General features: G+C 70.5%; 21 protein-coding genes. 11 read left to right on the top strand and 10 right to left on the bottom strand.

The features are described 5' to 3' along the window. Window positions 1-14 precede the first annotated feature (14 nt). On the top strand, window positions 15-428 hold the full coding sequence (locus AH6_RS16055; RefSeq protein WP_067480160.1) for a nuclear transport factor 2 family protein: 414 nt from the start codon (window positions 15-17) through the stop codon (window positions 426-428). Between the two features lie 74 nt (window positions 429-502). Here AH6_RS16055 and AH6_RS16050 read toward each other — a convergent pair whose 3' ends face one another. Together AH6_RS16050 and AH6_RS47095 are read right to left on the bottom strand one after the other, a co-directional pair. Then, window positions 503-1,189, bottom strand: a complete 687-nt coding sequence (locus tag AH6_RS16050; protein WP_067480158.1) for an EamA family transporter — start codon at window positions 1,187-1,189, stop codon at window positions 503-505. Next, window positions 1,168-1,272 carry a hypothetical protein gene (locus AH6_RS47095; protein ID WP_245679336.1) on the bottom strand — a complete coding sequence of 35 codons (105 nt, stop codon included), beginning with the start codon at window positions 1,270-1,272 and terminating at the stop codon, window positions 1,168-1,170. Before AH6_RS47095 ends, AH6_RS16050 begins: the two co-directional genes overlap by 22 nt. A gap of 106 nt (window positions 1,273-1,378) precedes the next feature. On the opposite strand from AH6_RS47095, the gene AH6_RS45930 reads away from it, so the two are divergent. Both AH6_RS45930 and AH6_RS16040 read left to right on the top strand, forming a co-directional pair. Further along, window positions 1,379-1,696, top strand: coding sequence for a hypothetical protein (locus AH6_RS45930; protein WP_245679339.1), 318 nt, complete (start codon window positions 1,379-1,381; stop codon window positions 1,694-1,696). Window positions 1,697-2,056: 360 nt separating this feature from the next. Next, complete coding sequence (locus AH6_RS16040) at window positions 2,057-2,341, top strand: GlsB/YeaQ/YmgE family stress response membrane protein (RefSeq protein ID WP_067480154.1); 285 nt, start codon at window positions 2,057-2,059, stop codon at window positions 2,339-2,341. A 124-nt stretch (window positions 2,342-2,465) separates the two neighbouring features. On the opposite strand, the gene AH6_RS16035 is transcribed toward AH6_RS16040, so the two are convergent. Next, window positions 2,466-3,017: a winged helix-turn-helix transcriptional regulator gene (locus AH6_RS16035; RefSeq protein ID WP_245679327.1), complete on the bottom strand. Its 552-nt coding sequence runs from the start codon at window positions 3,015-3,017 to the stop codon at window positions 2,466-2,468. 86 nt (window positions 3,018-3,103) lie between these two features. Between AH6_RS16035 and AH6_RS16030 the strand changes: the two genes are divergently transcribed. The 3 genes from AH6_RS16030 (at window position 3,104) to AH6_RS16020 (ending at window position 6,495) form a co-directional block, all read left to right on the top strand. Further along, a complete protein-coding gene (locus tag AH6_RS16030; RefSeq protein WP_245679326.1) occupies window positions 3,104-4,501 on the top strand; it encodes an MFS transporter in 1,398 nt (465 codons plus the stop codon). 188 nt (window positions 4,502-4,689) lie between these two features. Next, the gene (locus AH6_RS16025; protein WP_067480374.1) at window positions 4,690-5,700 is read left to right on the top strand and encodes an alpha/beta fold hydrolase; all 1,011 of its coding nucleotides are present in this window, start codon (window positions 4,690-4,692) and stop codon (window positions 5,698-5,700) included. 144 nt (window positions 5,701-5,844) lie between these two features. Beyond that, a complete protein-coding gene (locus tag AH6_RS16020) occupies window positions 5,845-6,495 on the top strand; it encodes a class I SAM-dependent methyltransferase (protein ID WP_067480151.1) in 651 nt (216 codons plus the stop codon). 34 nt (window positions 6,496-6,529) lie between these two features. Here AH6_RS16020 and AH6_RS16015 read toward each other — a convergent pair whose 3' ends face one another. The 3 genes from AH6_RS16015 to AH6_RS42500 form a co-directional block, all read right to left on the bottom strand. After that, window positions 6,530-7,384, bottom strand: a complete 855-nt coding sequence (locus AH6_RS16015) for a sterol desaturase family protein (RefSeq protein ID WP_174555098.1) — start codon at window positions 7,382-7,384, stop codon at window positions 6,530-6,532. A 59-nt stretch (window positions 7,385-7,443) separates the two neighbouring features. After that, window positions 7,444-8,163: a helix-turn-helix transcriptional regulator gene (locus tag AH6_RS16010; RefSeq protein WP_245679325.1), complete on the bottom strand. Its 720-nt coding sequence runs from the start codon at window positions 8,161-8,163 to the stop codon at window positions 7,444-7,446. Window positions 8,164-8,275: 112 nt separating this feature from the next. Continuing rightward, window positions 8,276-8,425: a helix-turn-helix transcriptional regulator gene (locus AH6_RS42500; protein WP_245679324.1), complete on the bottom strand. Its 150-nt coding sequence runs from the start codon at window positions 8,423-8,425 to the stop codon at window positions 8,276-8,278. Window positions 8,426-8,539: 114 nt separating this feature from the next. Here AH6_RS42500 and AH6_RS16005 point away from each other — a divergent pair, with 114 nt between their 5' ends. Continuing rightward, on the top strand, window positions 8,540-9,037 hold the full coding sequence (locus AH6_RS16005; RefSeq protein WP_067480147.1) for a hypothetical protein: 498 nt from the start codon (window positions 8,540-8,542) through the stop codon (window positions 9,035-9,037). An 84-nt stretch (window positions 9,038-9,121) separates the two neighbouring features. On the opposite strand, the gene AH6_RS16000 is transcribed toward AH6_RS16005, so the two are convergent. Further along, window positions 9,122-9,550 (bottom strand): hypothetical protein, encoded by a 429-nt coding sequence (locus AH6_RS16000; RefSeq protein ID WP_067480145.1) that lies wholly within the window; start codon window positions 9,548-9,550, stop codon window positions 9,122-9,124. 115 nt (window positions 9,551-9,665) lie between these two features. Beyond that, window positions 9,666-10,673: a LacI family DNA-binding transcriptional regulator gene (locus tag AH6_RS15995; RefSeq protein ID WP_218005839.1), complete on the bottom strand. Its 1,008-nt coding sequence runs from the start codon at window positions 10,671-10,673 to the stop codon at window positions 9,666-9,668. A 99-nt stretch (window positions 10,674-10,772) separates the two neighbouring features. Here AH6_RS15995 and AH6_RS15990 point away from each other — a divergent pair, with 99 nt between their 5' ends. Then, on the top strand, window positions 10,773-12,011 hold the full coding sequence (locus AH6_RS15990; protein WP_067480141.1) for an MFS transporter: 1,239 nt from the start codon (window positions 10,773-10,775) through the stop codon (window positions 12,009-12,011). A gap of 353 nt (window positions 12,012-12,364) precedes the next feature. Here the strand turns inward: AH6_RS15990 and AH6_RS15985 are convergent, their stop codons facing one another. Both AH6_RS15985 and AH6_RS15980 read right to left on the bottom strand, forming a co-directional pair. After that, on the bottom strand, window positions 12,365-12,766 hold the full coding sequence (locus AH6_RS15985; protein ID WP_067480138.1) for a hypothetical protein: 402 nt from the start codon (window positions 12,764-12,766) through the stop codon (window positions 12,365-12,367). Then, window positions 12,766-13,089: a hypothetical protein gene (locus AH6_RS15980; protein ID WP_067480136.1), complete on the bottom strand. Its 324-nt coding sequence runs from the start codon at window positions 13,087-13,089 to the stop codon at window positions 12,766-12,768. The genes AH6_RS15985 and AH6_RS15980 overlap by 1 nt, the downstream gene beginning before the upstream one ends. A gap of 261 nt (window positions 13,090-13,350) precedes the next feature. Here AH6_RS15980 and AH6_RS15975 point away from each other — a divergent pair, with 261 nt between their 5' ends. The 3 genes from AH6_RS15975 (at window position 13,351) to AH6_RS45025 (ending at window position 14,959) form a co-directional block, all read left to right on the top strand. Beyond that, entirely contained in the window at window positions 13,351-14,244 is an 894-nt protein-coding gene (locus tag AH6_RS15975) for a helix-turn-helix domain-containing protein (protein WP_245679323.1), read from the top strand. Next, window positions 14,241-14,441, top strand: a complete 201-nt coding sequence (locus tag AH6_RS15970; protein ID WP_067480134.1) for a DUF397 domain-containing protein — start codon at window positions 14,241-14,243, stop codon at window positions 14,439-14,441. Before AH6_RS15975 ends, AH6_RS15970 begins: the two co-directional genes overlap by 4 nt. Window positions 14,442-14,665: 224 nt before the next feature. Continuing rightward, window positions 14,666-14,959: an NUDIX hydrolase gene (locus AH6_RS45025; RefSeq protein ID WP_067480132.1), complete on the top strand. Its 294-nt coding sequence runs from the start codon at window positions 14,666-14,668 to the stop codon at window positions 14,957-14,959. The last annotated feature ends 5 nt before the right edge of the window (window positions 14,960-14,964 follow it).

Here is a 14,964-nt window from a genome sequence, read left to right as displayed (position 1 = left end):
CGAAAGGGAATGCCATGTCCGCAGAAACGTTCCTCGCCGACCGCATCGAGATCACCGACCTGTTCGCCCGCTTCGCCCTCCTGCTCGACGAGCAGCGCTGGGAGGACGCCGACACCGTCTTCGCCGACGACGTGGCGGTGCACTCCCCGCGCGGAGGCGAACTCCACGGCATCGACAAGGTCGTCGGCTTCATGCGGCAGGGCGAGGTCGAGGGGCAGCACAGCCAGCACACGACCACCGACCTGCTGGTGGACATCGACGGCGACCAGGCGGCCGCCTCGGGGAACTCGCTGGTGTACTACTACCGCGACGGCCAGGCGCCCCACTTCACCGGCGGTCTGCGGCAGTACTGCACCGCGGTGCGGACGGCGGCGGGCTGGCGCCTCCGCGAGGTGCGGATCACGCCTGCCTGGACCCGGGAGAACTGACCCCCCGAAGGTCCGTTCACGACGGCCGGGCGGTGCTGCCGCCCGGCGACGGCCGCACAGCGCCCGCCGCGCGGTCATCGAGTGGCGGTGTGGTCGGGCTCGGCGGTGCGGGTGATGCGCCGCCGCGCCGCGCCGGGACCGCGCGTCGGCAGGGAAACGATGACCAGCCCGCCGAGCAGCAGCAACGAACCGGCCACCACCGGCGCGGGTATGCGTTCGTCCAGCACCAGCACGGCGGCCACCAGCGGCTCGGCGAGGCTGGGCGTCCCCGCGGTCGCGGCGCTCACGCGGCGCAGCCCGCCGACGAACAACATGTACGCCGCCGAGGTCGTCACCGGTCCCAGCCAAGCGACCAGGCCGAGGGGCCGGGGCGCGGCCAGTTGCGCGAAGCCGGTGAACGTCCAGGGCAGCAGCAGCGCGCCGCCCACCAGCAACGTCACCGCCACCGCCACCGCCGCCATGCCGACCTGCCGCAGCACGAGCAGGCGCGCGGCGATCGTGTAGACGCCGAAGCAGGCTCCGGCCAGCAGCGCCAGAGCGATGCCGAGCGGATCGGGGCGGCCGGTGGACAGGGGCGCGGTCAGCAACGCGCATCCGGTCACGGCACAAACGGTGCCGATCATCCAGCGGCACGTCAGGCGGGTGCGCAGAACGATCCGTTCGCACGCCCCGTTGCTCACCGGCGCCAGCCCGAACACCACGGCGGTCGCGACGGCGGCTCCGGTGCGCTCGACGGCCGTCAGGAACGCCGCCTGGAACACCGGTAGCCGACGGTGGCGGCCGAGGCCGCAGTGGCCAGGCGCGCGGCGTCCGCGACGGAGTCGCCGCGGGCGAGCCCGGCGATCAGTGCGGCGGTGAACGCGTCGCCTGCGCCGGTGCTGTCGGCGACCGGGACGTCCAGCAGCGGCAGGTGGACAAATAGGCTTTCGGTGAGCGGGAGAACGGCACGGATGGCGATCGTCAGTCCTGACGCAAGGCACGTGCACGGGGACGAGCGGATCCGCCTGCTGATGCGGCGCGGGGTCGCCTTCGCCCGGGAGGCGCTCCGCGTGCTCGGCGCGTCGATCCCGGGGCATCCGGTGATCGTGCGCGTCTCGACCGGCGAGGTGGCGACGAGCCCCGGCCAGTTCACCGGATATGTCACCTTCTTCTCTGCCGCGTTCGCCGACGCCATGCGCGTAGGGCGGGCGGAGGAGGGTGACGGAGTATTGGTCCATCTGTTCAGCGAGGAATGCACCGGACCATTCCCGGGCGGCACAACCCACTGAACTGAACGGGCCGGTGTCCCTAGGTCGGCGCACCTGTCCGGCATGGTCTTCTGCGCCGTATCAGGGAGTGCTTCCTTATCCGTGCAGGCCTTTAGGAGCGACAGGGCGGACCATCCAGAAGGCCCCTCCCCCGCGCCGAGAAAGGCGCGAGCGCGGGCGTTATCGGACCGTTGCAAACCGACTTGATCGACGTGCGCGCGGCCCGCGACCGCACGATCGTGCCTGGTGAGAGGGCATCTCCGGCTGGTCCCGAACGGAGTCGTCGCGCCGTCCGGACAAGAGGTTGCGGCAAGGAAGGTGTGAATGCCAAAGATCGGGCATAGATGGCGCAGCGATTCACCCTCTCAAGGAGGTCAAGGCATGACCATCACCGGAATTCTCATCGCGATCGTCATCGGCGCCGTCATCGGTGCGCTCGGCCGGCTGGTGCTGCCGGGCCGCCAGCCCATCGGCTTCCTGCTGACGATCGGCGTCGGCATCGTCGCCGCCCTGATCGGCACCGCGATCGCCCAGCAGGTCGGCGTCGCCACCACCGATGGCATCGACTGGATCGAACTGGTCTTCCAGGTCGCGCTGGCCGCCGTCGGCGTCGCCGCCGTCGCCGCCTTCCAGCGTCGCCGCCACACCGGTCGCGGTCACCACTGACCCGGCCACCGGCGGCATCCCGGGCCGCGCGGCGAGAGCCCGCAGCGTCCGGATCACCGCCGAGACCCGAAGCTGTACACGCTGACGGTTCAGGTGACGGCACCAGCCATCGTGGCTGGTGCCGTCACCTTTTTCCGTGCGGGCACCTTCCTTCGCCACCGTCGAGATGATCGGCTCCGTCCCGGCCGGGGACGGTAGGGCCCTGACGGTCCCAGCCCGGGGAACGGATCTCCAGCTCGACGTCCGGCCCGCGCACCTCCGTCCCGCAGGTGCGGCAGGTCCAGGCAGCGTCCAACGGGTGGTCCGCCTGGTGCCGCAGCACCACCGGCGTCTGGGGCGACAACCAGCGGTCGCCCCAGACGAGCAGCGCCTGGATGAGCGGGGCGAGGTCCCGGCCGGCCTCGGTGAGGTGGTACTCGTAGCGCGGCGGGCGCTCGTTGTAGGCGCGGCGTTCGACCACTCCCGCCTCCTCCAGGCCGCGCAGCCGGGCGGTGAGCCGGTCGCGCGGGGCACCGGTGTTGCGGACGATCCGGTCGAACCGGTGGTTGCCGTAGAAGAGCTCGCGCACCGCGAGCAGCGCCCACTTCTCGCCGAGGACGTGCAGCGCGGCCGCGATGGAGCAGGGACGGCCCGGCAGCACGGTGGCCACGGGCCGGGCATCGGTGTGCGGGGTCACGCCACCAGCCTGCCATAAGGGTTGCGTTTTCAAACCCACTACCTCTAGCGTTCCGCCCCATGGAGAGAGTTGGAATATCAAACCCAGTGACCGAGCCGACCGGCCAGGACCGGCCCCATCGCCGGGCCGCGTTCCTGGTGGTCGCCACCGCGGTCTTCGTCTCGAACCTCGACCTGTTCATCGTCAACGTCGCCCTCCCGGCGATGCAGCAGCACTTCCACGGCAGCAGCCTGAGCACCCTGTCCTGGGTGCTGAACGGTTACGCCATCGTCTTCGCCGCGCTGCTGGTCCCCGCCGGACGGCTGGCGGACCGCATCGGCCACCGGCGGGTGTTCCTCGCCGGACTGGCCGTCTTCACCGCCGCCTCCGCGCTCTGCGCGCTCGCCCCGGTCGTCGGCTGGCTCGACGCCGCCCGGGTGCTCCAGGCGGCGGGCGCGGCCGCGCTGATGCCGACCTCGCTGGCGCTGCTGCTGAACGCCACTCCCCCGGCCGAGCGCCCCGGCGCCATCCGGGCCTGGGCCTCGATCGGCGGGATCGCCGCCGGGCTCGGACCGGTCCTCGGCGGGCTGCTGGTCGAGGCCGACTGGCGCTGGGTGTTCATCGTCAACGTCCCGATCGGCATCGCGGCCATCGTCGTGGGGGCCCGCGTGCTGCCCAAGGTTCGCGGCAAGGAGGACGGCCCCTTGCCGGACCTGCTCGGCGCGGGGCTGCTCACCGTCGCCATCGCCGCCCTCGCCCTGTCCCTGGTCAAGGGCGACGACTGGGGCTGGGGCTCGCCCCAGGTCCTGGGCGGCCTGCTCGCGGCCGCCGTGCTGACCGGCTGGTTCCTGCGCCGCTCGGCGCGTCACCCCGCCCCCATCGTCGAACTGCCGCTGCTGCGGGTGCCCAGCTTCGCCGCCGCCAACACCGCGGCCCTGCTGTTCACCCTCGCCTTCGCCGGCATGTTGCTGACCTCGGTCCTGTGGTGCCAGCAGGTCTGGGAGTACTCGGCGCTGCGCACCGGCCTCGCCATCGCCCCCGGACCGCTGCTGGTGCCGCCGGTCGCGCTGGGCAGCGCCGCACTGGTGCGCAGGCTCGGCCCCGGACGGCTGGCCGCGCTCGGCACGCTGCTGTTCGCCGCGGGCATCGGCTGGTGGGCCGTCGCCATCGGCGTCCAGCCCGGCTACGCCGCCGAACTGCTGCCCGGGTTGTTGCTCACCGGCCTGGGCGTGGGGCTGACGCTGCCCACCCTCGTCGGGTCCGCCGCCGCGGCGCTGCCGCCCACGCGCTTCGCCACCGGCTCGGCGATCACCACGATGGCCCGGCAGATCGGCGCGGTGGTGGGCGTGGCGCTGACCGTCAGCCTGATCGGCACCCCGCACGGACCGCAGGCCGTGCTGGACGGCTTCCGGCGCGGCTGGGCGGCGGTGATCGCGGCATCGCTGCTGGCCTGCGCGGCCGCCCTGGTGCTCGCCGCCGCCCAGCGCCGGGCCGCGGCGAAGTAGCCCCGGCCTCGTCGGACACGTTCGGACAGCTTCCCCCGATGGCGAGGCTCCATGAGCGTGGAGCACGACATGTGGTGGCCGGGCATGGTGATGTGCGACGTTGGTGGGACCGGCCGTGGAAGCTCGCCCCGGCCGGTTCCGAGGACGGTGTGGGGGCCTGAGTGGTGGACGGCGGGCACGAGCCGCGCTTGGAGATCCGTTTCTGCGCCGCCGAGGGCGGGGTGCGGATCGCGTACGGCACGGTCGGCACCGGGCCGCCGCTGATCGTTCCTCCTGCCTGGATCAGCCATCTGGAGCTGTTGTGGCAGGACCCGGCCGCCCGCGCGTTCTTCGTCCCCCTGGCCACGCGCCGGACGGTGGTGCTGTACGACAAGCCCGGCTGCGGGTTGTCGGATCCGTGGCCCGGCCGTCAGACGCTCGACACCAATGTGCAGGTGCTGGAAACCGTCGCCGACCATCTGCGGCAGGAGCGTTTCGACCTGCTGGGCATCTCGACGGCCGCGGCGGCGTCGCTGGCCTTCGCCGTACGGCGTCCGGAGCGCGTCGGACGCCTGATCGTCTACGGTGGCTACGCCGACGGCCGCCAGGTCGCCTCCCCGGAGGTCCGGGCGGCCGTGCTCGGCATGGTGCGCGCGCACTGGGGGCTGGGCTCGGACGTGCTGGCCGACATCTTCATGGCCGACGCCGACGCCGCCGCCAAGGCGCATTTCGCGCGGGCGCAACGGGGCACGGCCACGGCGGAGTTCGCCTGCGAACTGCTGGAACAGTGCTACGAAGCGTGCGTGGAGGACGAGCTAGACAGGGTCGTCACGCCGACGCTGGTGCTGCACCGCCGCGACGACCGGGCCATCCCGTACCGGCTCGGACGTGACCTGGCCGCGCGGATTCCCGGCGCGCAACTGATGACGCTCCCCGGCCGCAGCCACTTCGCCTGGGCCGGGGACTCCGCCCCGCTGGTCCGCGCCATCCTGGAGTACCTGGGCGAGCCCGCAAGCCCGCCGTCCACGGACGAGATGCTCACTCCCCGGCAGCTCCAGGTCGCGGCCCTGGTCGCGGACGGGCTGAGCAACCGCCAGATCGGCCGGCGCCTCGGCATCAAGGAACGCTCCGCCGAGGGGCACGTCGAGCGAATCCGCCAACGGCTCGACGTCAACTCCCGCACCCAGATCGCCGCCTGGTGGGCCCGGCGCGACCGTTGAGGTAGCGGATTCAGGTAGAGCCTGGCGTATTTCCCCGCCTGACAGGACGCCGCGCGCCGTCGAGACTGCGGATCAGCGGGGGTTCCACGTGCCCTGAGGCGCACCGGAAACCGCCCCGATCCGACCGACGTCGAGGAGCCGCACATGTCCGACACCAGCACGTTGCCCGCACCGACCCCGAACCCCGTACGCGGCCGCCTGAACTCGGCGTTCTTCGCGCTCACGGCCGCCTACACCGACCAGCGGCTCGCCGTCCACAAGCAGAAGATCTTCCCGCGGACCGGCGGCGTCGTCGCCGAGATCGGCGCCGGCAACGGCCCGAACCTCCGCTACCTGCCGCCGCGGACGACCGTGCACGCCATCGAGCCCAACCCGTACTTCCACCGGCGGTTGGAGCGCACGGCCGCCGCCCACGGCATCGACCTGACCGTCCATCCGGTCCCGGGCGAGGCGATCGACCTGGACGACGCGAGCGTGGACACGGTGATGTGCACCTGGGTGTTGTGCACCGTCCACGACCAAACCCAGGTGCTCCGGGAGATCCGCCGGATCCTGCGGCCCGGCGGCCGGTTCGTGTTCATCGAGCACGTCGCCGCGCCGCAGGGCGCCGTGCGGCGCGTCCAACGGCTGGTCCGGCGGCCGTGGCGGTGGGCGTTCGAGGGCTGCCACACCGACCGGGACACCGCGGCCGCCATCCGCGCGGCCGGGTTCGCCTCGGTGGAGATCGTCGAATTCCCGTTCCGCTCCAGCTTCGTCCCGGTCCGAACACAGATCGCAGGCACCGCCGTGCGCTGAGAGACGACGCTCACAGAACGACCTCGTCCGCCGTTCATCGGCGGAAGGGTTCGGTGAGTTGGGCCAGGTAGGTGGTGGGGTACTGCGGTTTGGCGGCCATGCCCAGGTCGTCGGAGGTGAAGCGGCGGGCGGGGTCGTAGGAGTAGGTGCGCAGGGCGTGGTCCCAGACCAGGGTGAACAGGCCGAAGTTGACGTCGCCGATCCCGGCCCATTTGAGGTGGTGGAAGCGGTGTCCTTCGTTGAGCGCCAGCACGTACTTGAGCGGGCCTACGCGGTAGTCGACGTTGGAGTGCTGGAGCAGCAGCTGCACCGCCACCGCCAGGGCCAGCGCCGTGGCCACGTTCAGGGGCAGGCCCACCAGTAGCAGCGGGGTGACGCCCGCGGCGGTCTCCAGGCTCTGGTGCACCGGGTGTTTCATCAGCCCGTTGAAGCCGTAGCAGCGCTTGACGCTGTGGTGGACGGCGTGCAGCCGCCACAACCAGCCGATCTTGTGGCTGGCGTAGTGCACCAGGGTGATCCCGGCGTCGGCGACCAGGATCGCGATCAGCACCTGCACGGCGAACGGCCAGCCGGTCGGCCACACGCCGTCGCCGGGGATCAAGGCGGCCAGCAGCGGCAGCGCGGCCACGCTGCCCAGGGTGAGGGTCTCGTTGACGACGGCGTGCGCGGTGTCGCGGCGGCCGTCGTCCAAGGGGGTGTTCCACGGGTCGTGGTAGGGCAGCACACGTTCGGCGGCGAACGAGCAGGCCACCGCCGTCGCCAGCAGGCCCAGCAGCCACGCCTTGCCCCAGCCGTCGGCGGTGCCGGAGGTGATGAGGGCCATGGCGGCGCCGTTGACGCCCAGCAGCATGAACGGCACGTAGGCGTACCGGACGAGGTTCTGGATCATGTGCACCAGCCTCGCCGCCGACCACCCGAACGGGCTTGGACGAAAGGGCTGACCTGCCGCTACTGCCAGTGCAGGTGGCGCAGTGCGGTGGAGGGGGCCAGGCCGAGCATCGCGTGGCAGACACGCGTCAGATGCGCGCTGTCGGAGAACCCGGCGGTGTGCGCGGCTTCGGTGAGCGAGCCACCGGCGCGCACCACGTCCATGGCGGCGTGCAGGCGCGCCCACCGCACGCAGGCGCTGAACGGCAGCCCGGCCTGCTGGACGAACAGGTGCCGCAGGCGGCTGGGCGACAACCCGACGGCGGCGGCGACCTGGTCCAGCCGGATCGGCCCGCCGGTCAGCTCGGGCAGCAGCTCCAACGCCCGGACCACCGCAGCGCTGGCCGGACGCGGCGGCTCGGGCAGTCCGGCCAGCGTCTCGACGGCCTGGTCCCCGGCGGCGACGCTGGGTGTGCGCCCGGCTAGCAGATCCTCGACCGGCTGCGCGGCCGTCACCCACGACGCCACCGTGTCCGATCGGTCCAGGCTGGCGGCGAGCGCGCGGGCGTCCCGGCCTGCCGGGTCGAGATAGACCATCACGCCTTCGGCGTCAGGCGCGTGCAGGGTGTGCCGGGCACCGGCTCCGATCACCGCCGCACGAACTGCGCGCGTCTCGTCGTGGGCGTCGGTGAGCAGCACCTCCCCCGCCGAAACCACCAGCACCTGGACGGCGGCGTGAGCGTGGGCGTGCGCCGATCCCAAGCGGCCGGCGAAGGTGAGCCGACCGGGCCGCAGCCGCACCGCGACCTCCCACCCGCTCCCCCGGCCCGCCGTTCCAGCAGTCAGGTCCCCTCCTCAGCGTTCGCATCGCCCGTTGGAGGATGATGCCCTATTCCGGCGAGGCCGCCGTTCGTCAGGGCGGCAGGACCGACCGCAGTCGCCGGCGCGAGGTGATGTCCAGTTTCCGGTAGACCTTCCGCAGGTGGTACTCCACGGTGCTGGCGCTGAGGAACAGCTCGGTCGCGATCTCCTGGTTGGTGGAACCAGGTGTGCGCCTCGCCAAGGGGGTGCGCCGCTGAGAGCGACGTTCTACCCGAAGTGGAAGGTACGGTACCCAGGCGATGATCAGTACTCAGTTGCGGGGCCAAGCTCAGACAGCACGCGGAAAGAGCTCAGTGTGAAATATGTGGTGGCGGAATGGCGGGGAGAGGGCGACGACCTGGAGTTCGCCCACGACCCCAGGGCCTACCTGGCCGAGCTCCCCAATCTCCGTTCCGCCCTTCCACCCGGAGCCTGGGATTTCGCCTCTGCCCCCGGGCACTATGACCTCGTCAATGCCTTCACCATGCGCCCGCCACGTTGCGTGAAGGACCTCAACCTGCGAGGGCTTCCGCCGACGGACCCCGTCCCGGTCTCGTTCGATCTGCGGTTAGAGGGAGCCAACGCCCATGAGTGCGCAGGTCTCACCCTTTCCTACCAGGGCGTCACCGAGGTCGAAATCGAGACCGACGATGGGAAACCGTTCAGCTTCTCGGACTGGAACAGCCTGCGTCTGGACGAGATCCTTCCGCATCCTCAGGGGTGCACCCATGAAATGATCTTCACCGATGCCAGGATTCTCATCGCCTGCGCCGATCTCCAAGCGCGTTGGGACCCGCCCTGTGACCACTCATGATCGGGTCGGCCACCGGTGCCGCGACCACCCCTGGAATCCGCCGGGCCGGGTGCGCGGGGCGTCCGCGTGCATGGCGGCGGAAGGTCAGCCGCAGTGGACCTGCTGGAGGACGCGCTCCACGTAGCCGTTGGGGCCGGTGATGCCGCCCCTGACGTTGATGCAGCCGCTGGGGGCGTAGACGTAGGCTGGGCCCGCGTAGTACGAGAAGAAGCCGCGGTTGTAGCCGGTCCAGTCGGCCAGGTAGCGGCTGATGCTGACCCGCGTGTAGGTGGAGACGCCAGGGTTGTAGCTGTTGTAGGTGAGGGCGCAGTTCTTCCGCTCGGTGGCGTTCCAGTAGACCTCCAGGGTCGCGAGCCGGGGCCCTGAGGCGGGGATGGCGTAGACGCCCACCCGGTTGTAACCGGACCCGCAGGGCCCGACGGCGTTCGCCGGGGCGGCCGTGAGGGCGGGGCTGGCGATCAGGACGGTGGAGAAGGCCACGGCGGCGGCCGCGGCCCTGCTGCGCAGGCGCATGCTGCACTCGCTTTCGTTCGCGGGGGGAGTGGGGCCGCCGCCGTGGCCCGTGGGCTCCCGGCGCGTGGCGCGGCTCATCCAAACACAAATGATCTTGGACGACAACGCGCTCTCGTCAGCGACGTGTGCTGGTCCTGCGGACGACGGACCACGGCGCGGTCTGGGAGTCCGGGTTCCCACCGAGGGCGGCATGCGCGCACGCCGCACCCTGCTCCCGCAGCGACTGCGCGACCGTCGTCAGCCCGAGTTCGGCCGCCACCGCCGCGTCGTCCCAGCCGGTCACCGCCACATCGTCGGGAATGACGAGACCGGCGGCGCGGATCGCGTTGACGGCCCCGGCGGCCTGCTGGTCGCTCATCGCGGCAATCGCATCAGGCGGCTCGGCCGAGGCGAGCATGGTCGCCACGACCCGCTCGGCCTCGGCCGCGTCATTGCGCGCGCACACCGCAACGACGACATCGCGCCACGCGATACCGGCATCCTCGGCTGCCTGCCGGTAGCCCGCCAACCGCTCACGCGTCACCGGAAACAGGACGTCAGCGAGGCCCGCACCGCCAACGATCGTGCTGACCCGCTCCCGGGAGAGCGGAAAGCTCACCACCGCCGGACGCCGGGCATCTGCGAAGGCCACGGCCCCCACCGCGTGCGCCGCCGCCCGGTTGTCGATGCCCACCAGCCCCATCCCGCGCACCGCAGGCCCGCCGTGCACGACCGCAGGACGCTTCATCGCCTGGACGGCGGCCAGGACCGGATCGTCGTCGGAGGTGGTCCAGACGATGAACCCGTCGACGGCGGCGGCCGTGATTCGCGGGACGTCGTCGGCGTCACCCGTGATGGGCAGGATCGTCATGCCGTAACCGCGCTCGGCGCAGACGTCGGCGATCCCGGCCAGGAAGGACACCGCCTCGGGATCCTCGAACGCGTAGCTCAGATGCTCGCCCATGACGACGCCGAGCGTGCGGGTGCTGCCCCGGCGCAACGACCGGGCGCTCGGGTCGGGCCCGGCGTAGCCCAGCCGCGCCGCCGCGTCGAGCACTTTCGAGCGGGCCCGGTCCGACACACGGTCCGGCTGGTTGTAGGTGTAGGAGGCGGTCATGACCGACACGCCGGCCAGCTCGGCCACCTGCGCGAGGGTGGCTCGCTTCGAGTCTGCGGACGGTTCCACGGGGCCAGCCTAGCGGGCTTGTGTATCGTTACACATATGGCTCGCAGACCGGACCGCATGACCGTCTCGACGTTCGTGGCGTTCGCCGCCTTCGGCGCTTTCTGGGGCGTGTGGGGCGCTTCCGTGCCCCATGTGCAGCAGCAGGCCGGGGTGGACGACGGACAACTCGGCTTCGCGCTGCTGTTCGTGGGAGCAGGGGCCTTGCCCGCGATGCTGCTGGCAGGCCGGGCCCTCGACCGTTGGGGCCCAGTGGTGGCAGCCGTGGTGATCGGCACCCTCGGCAGCACCGGCGCGGGCTTGGCATTAACCGCAGTGAACCTGGCGAGCCTGTGCGCCGGGCTGGCGCTCGTCGGCGCGATCAGCGGGGCGGCGGACGTGGCCATGAACGCGGTCGCCGGGCGGGCCGAGAAGATGTCCGGCCGCCCCGTCATCACCCGCGCCCACGGCGTCTTCTCCGGCCTGGTGGTCCTGGCGAGCCTCACAACCGGCCTGACGTCGGCCGCATCCCTACCGCTCGCAGTCCCGTTCGTGACCGTGGCAGCCCTCTCCCTGACAGCGGGAGCCTTCCTGCACAAGACGCTGCCCACCGACATCACCGAGCAAGAGCACGACCACCTTCCAGCGACGGCACCGACCAACCGACGAGGAATCGCCCCGTTCCTGCTCATAGGAACGCTGGGCGCACTGGCGTTCGCCAGCGAGAACGCGCACCAGAGCTGGAGCGCGGTCTTCGCGCACGACGTGCTCCGTTCCGGCGCGGGACTGAGCGCCGTCGCCCCCGCCGTGTTCGCGGGCGTGGTAGCAATCGCACGATTCTCGATCGGCGGCGTCAAGCCCGCCCACGCTCGCAAAGTCCTGCTCACCGGCGCACTGACCGCCGCCGCCGGCACAACCCTGATCGCCGCCGCACCCACACTGCTCGTCGCCGCACTAGGACTCGCGGCCGCCGCTGCCGGAACCGCCGTACTGTTCCCGACGCTGCTCGGCATCGTCTCGCGGAACGTCGAGGAGGACCACCGGGGCCGCGCGACGTCGATCGTGACAACCGTGTCCTACCTGGGCTTCGTGGTCGGCCCGGTCTACGTCGGCTTGTGGGCCGACGCGGTGGGACTACGCGGAGCCATGCTCGCGGTCGCAGCCCTAGCGATCACCCTGTCCATCCTGACCCCGGCACTACTCCGCCTAAGCGGCCTCAACAGCGCAACAACCACCCCACGCCCACAAACTGAATCGCTCCGCCCCGCCCCCCATCCAGCGCGAACGCACCAACCTTCAGGCTGCTCACCATCGCATTGACCCAACCAACCCGACCCGGCAGGACCTCGTTCCAAGCAAGGTGAAGGCAAGGACCTCCTGGCCGCGAGGGATCAACCTGCCATGACCAGGCCGACCACCTGGGACACGCGCGGCCGCTTCGGCAACGCGCCGTCGAAGTACCCCGCAATCGGGACGGCGGACTCCTGGGAACCCGTGGGCACAATGGTCATGACGTTGGCTCCCTCGTGGTCGGGTGCTGAATGGCACGTCACCGAGAGCAATGGCGTGGGCGAGTGTCGTAAGAGGGTCGGCGTCCGCGTGCGGGTCTGGAGCCGTCCCCTCCTCGGCTCCAGACCCCGCCTCCCTGCCGTCGCCGCGCCAGGGTGTCTCAATCAAGCGCCGCCCTCCATGTCAGTGCGGATCCTGTTCGCCGCCGCGTTCAGCTCGTTCGCCGGGGCGATCGGCTGACGCGTCCGGTGGTAGAAGAACCACCACTCCCCGCGCTCGGAGCGGTAGGCGCACCTGACCGTGACCGCCCGCAGTGCCCTGGCGTGCCGGTCCACCGGAATCACGTTCAGCACCGGCTCCTGGTCGATGACGCCGAAACCGGTCGTGTAGCCGACCACCGGCCCGAACCGCTGCGCCAGATGGGTCAGGTAACTGACCCGCTCGCGTTGTGGAACCACCGTCGCCGTGGCGACCTTGCTGGCGGGCTCGGCGTCGGGCGGCGAAGGCGCAGGGTGACGTTCCTCAGGCCGGGCCGCGTGCCGGGCGGTGCGCTGCCGCCCGAACATCACGCCTCCGGATTGATGACCCGGCGGATGGCGGCGATGGCCTGGCCGATGTCGGCGGGCAACGCCTCGCCCCAGCTCCACATGGCCCGCGCCCGGCCGTCCTGGCGGGCAATGGTGATCTCCTCGTTGAACCGGCTGTCCCTTCCGAGGGCCACCAGGAACGGGTGTCCGGTGTGCGTCCGACGCAGCACCGCCTTTTCGCCCTTGTGCTCCAGCTCCGCCTTGATCTTTTTGAGCAGCTTCTCTTCGGCGGCGCGGGAGGCCTCGGCGGTAGGGGCGTTATCCCGAGGGGCCGCACCCGATGGTGGGAGGTCGAAATTCATGATCTTTCTCTGCCTTCTGCGCGGGGTCATCACGACGGGAAAGAAGGGGAGGCTAAGGGTTTTGCGCGGTTTGGCCTTTGATCACGGATTGTTCCGAAACGCCTCCGCAGTGCCTTCGAGTAGAGCACCATGGAACCTTCGCTGCAAGCGTTCAGATGGATTCTCCGAACGGAATTTCCGCAGGTCGCAAGCCCATTGCGAATCGTGCGGCCAGATGCTTTCATTCCGAGTGAAAGCTTCCCCCGGAGTAAAGTGGAGGTGATGCGGATGTCGGATGCCCCAACCGGTTCGACCGTCCCGCGAAGGCAACTCGGCCGGTATCTCCGGAAGCTGCGTACCGACGCCCGCATGACGGTGAAGGCGGCCGCCGACGCGCTGGAGTGGTCCGAGGCGAAGATGTGGAGGATCGAGACCGGTAACACGTCTCTGCGTTCCCTCGACGTGGAGGCCATGTGCCGCGCGTACGGCGCGCCCGACGAGATGCGCGAGGCTCTGATGGGCCTTGCCAAGGAGACCAAGGGAAAGGGCTGGTGGCACGCTTACGGCGACGTCATTCCGGGCGGCTTTGATCTCTACGTCGGTCTGGAGGAAGCCACCGAGAGCCTGGAACAGTACGCCCCCGAACTGGTCCCCGGCCTGCTCCAGACACCGGACTATCACCGCGCCCTGCTCAACAAGAGCAGACCCGACCTCCAAGGCGACGAGGCGGACCGCCGTGTCCAACTACGAGCGCAACGCCAGAACCTGATCACCCGCGTGACCTCGCCACCGAAACTGCGGGTCGTTCTGAACGAAGCCGTCATTCGCCGTGTGGTGGGTGGACCGGACGTGATGGCGGACCAGCTTGTCCGGCTGACCGAGATGAACGAGCGGCCGAACGTGTCAATCCGCGTTGCGCCCTTCTCGTTCGGCGCACACGGCGGATTCGACACCGCGCTGTTCACGCTCATGCGATTCCCGACCACCGGGGACGGACGTGATCACGAGCCCCCTACGGTGTACGTGCAGGGCTTCACCGGGGCCCTGTATCTGGACAAACCTCACGAGATCCACCGCTACGCCGAGGCGTTCGCGGAGATGTGGGACGACGCCCTGCCGCAGGACGACAGCACGGCGCTGTTCCACCGGATGGCAAGGGAGATGAACGGACAATGACCGCTGACTTCGGTGCCGCGACCTGGCGCAAGAGCAGTCGCAGCAACGCTGAGCAAGAGTGCGTGGAGGTTGCGCAGGTGCCGACGGTGATCGGCATCCGGGACAGCAAGAACCCCGACGGCGGTCACCTGGAGTTCGCTCCCGCCACCTTCGGCAGCCTGCTGGCCCAGGTGAAGGCCGGAGACCTGGACCTCTGATCGACACGAGCGGCCCCGGCAAGACACTTCGCCGGGGCCGCTCAACCACCCCCGACCGAACAGAGCCAACTCCATCACGCCTGTCCCCCAGCCCAAACCGGCCCACAAGCCCACGACCGCGCCTGACTCAACAGCCAGGACGTCGAAGCACGCGAACGGATCCGCCTGGCTTTCTGCACATCAGACCCGGCCAAGCTGGCAGGCCGCGCTAACCTCACCCACCTATGAGCGCCCTTGCCCAGGCTGAGCAGGCCCCCTACACCACGGTCATGGACGCCCACCTGATCCACTACCGCAACCACCTGGGCAACGCGCGCATGGGCCCGTTCTTCCACGCCCAACGCTGGGACGGCGAGCCCTACAACGCCGAGCCTCACAAGTGCTCCCAGATCGCCTGGTGGCCCCTGGACCGACGAATTGGATCTTTGGCGACATCCCCGAGCCGCCGCCGACCTTCCGCCCGCACTTGGCGGTTGTTCCTGGACCAGGTCAAGGCGGGCTGCTTCGACCTTCCTTGACCGGT

Source organism: Actinomadura hibisca NBRC 15177, from assembly GCF_001552635.1.
GTDB classification, from domain to species: domain Bacteria; phylum Actinomycetota; class Actinomycetes; order Streptosporangiales; family Streptosporangiaceae; genus Spirillospora; species Spirillospora hibisca.
This window is presented reverse-complemented; position numbering and strand designations above follow the sequence as displayed.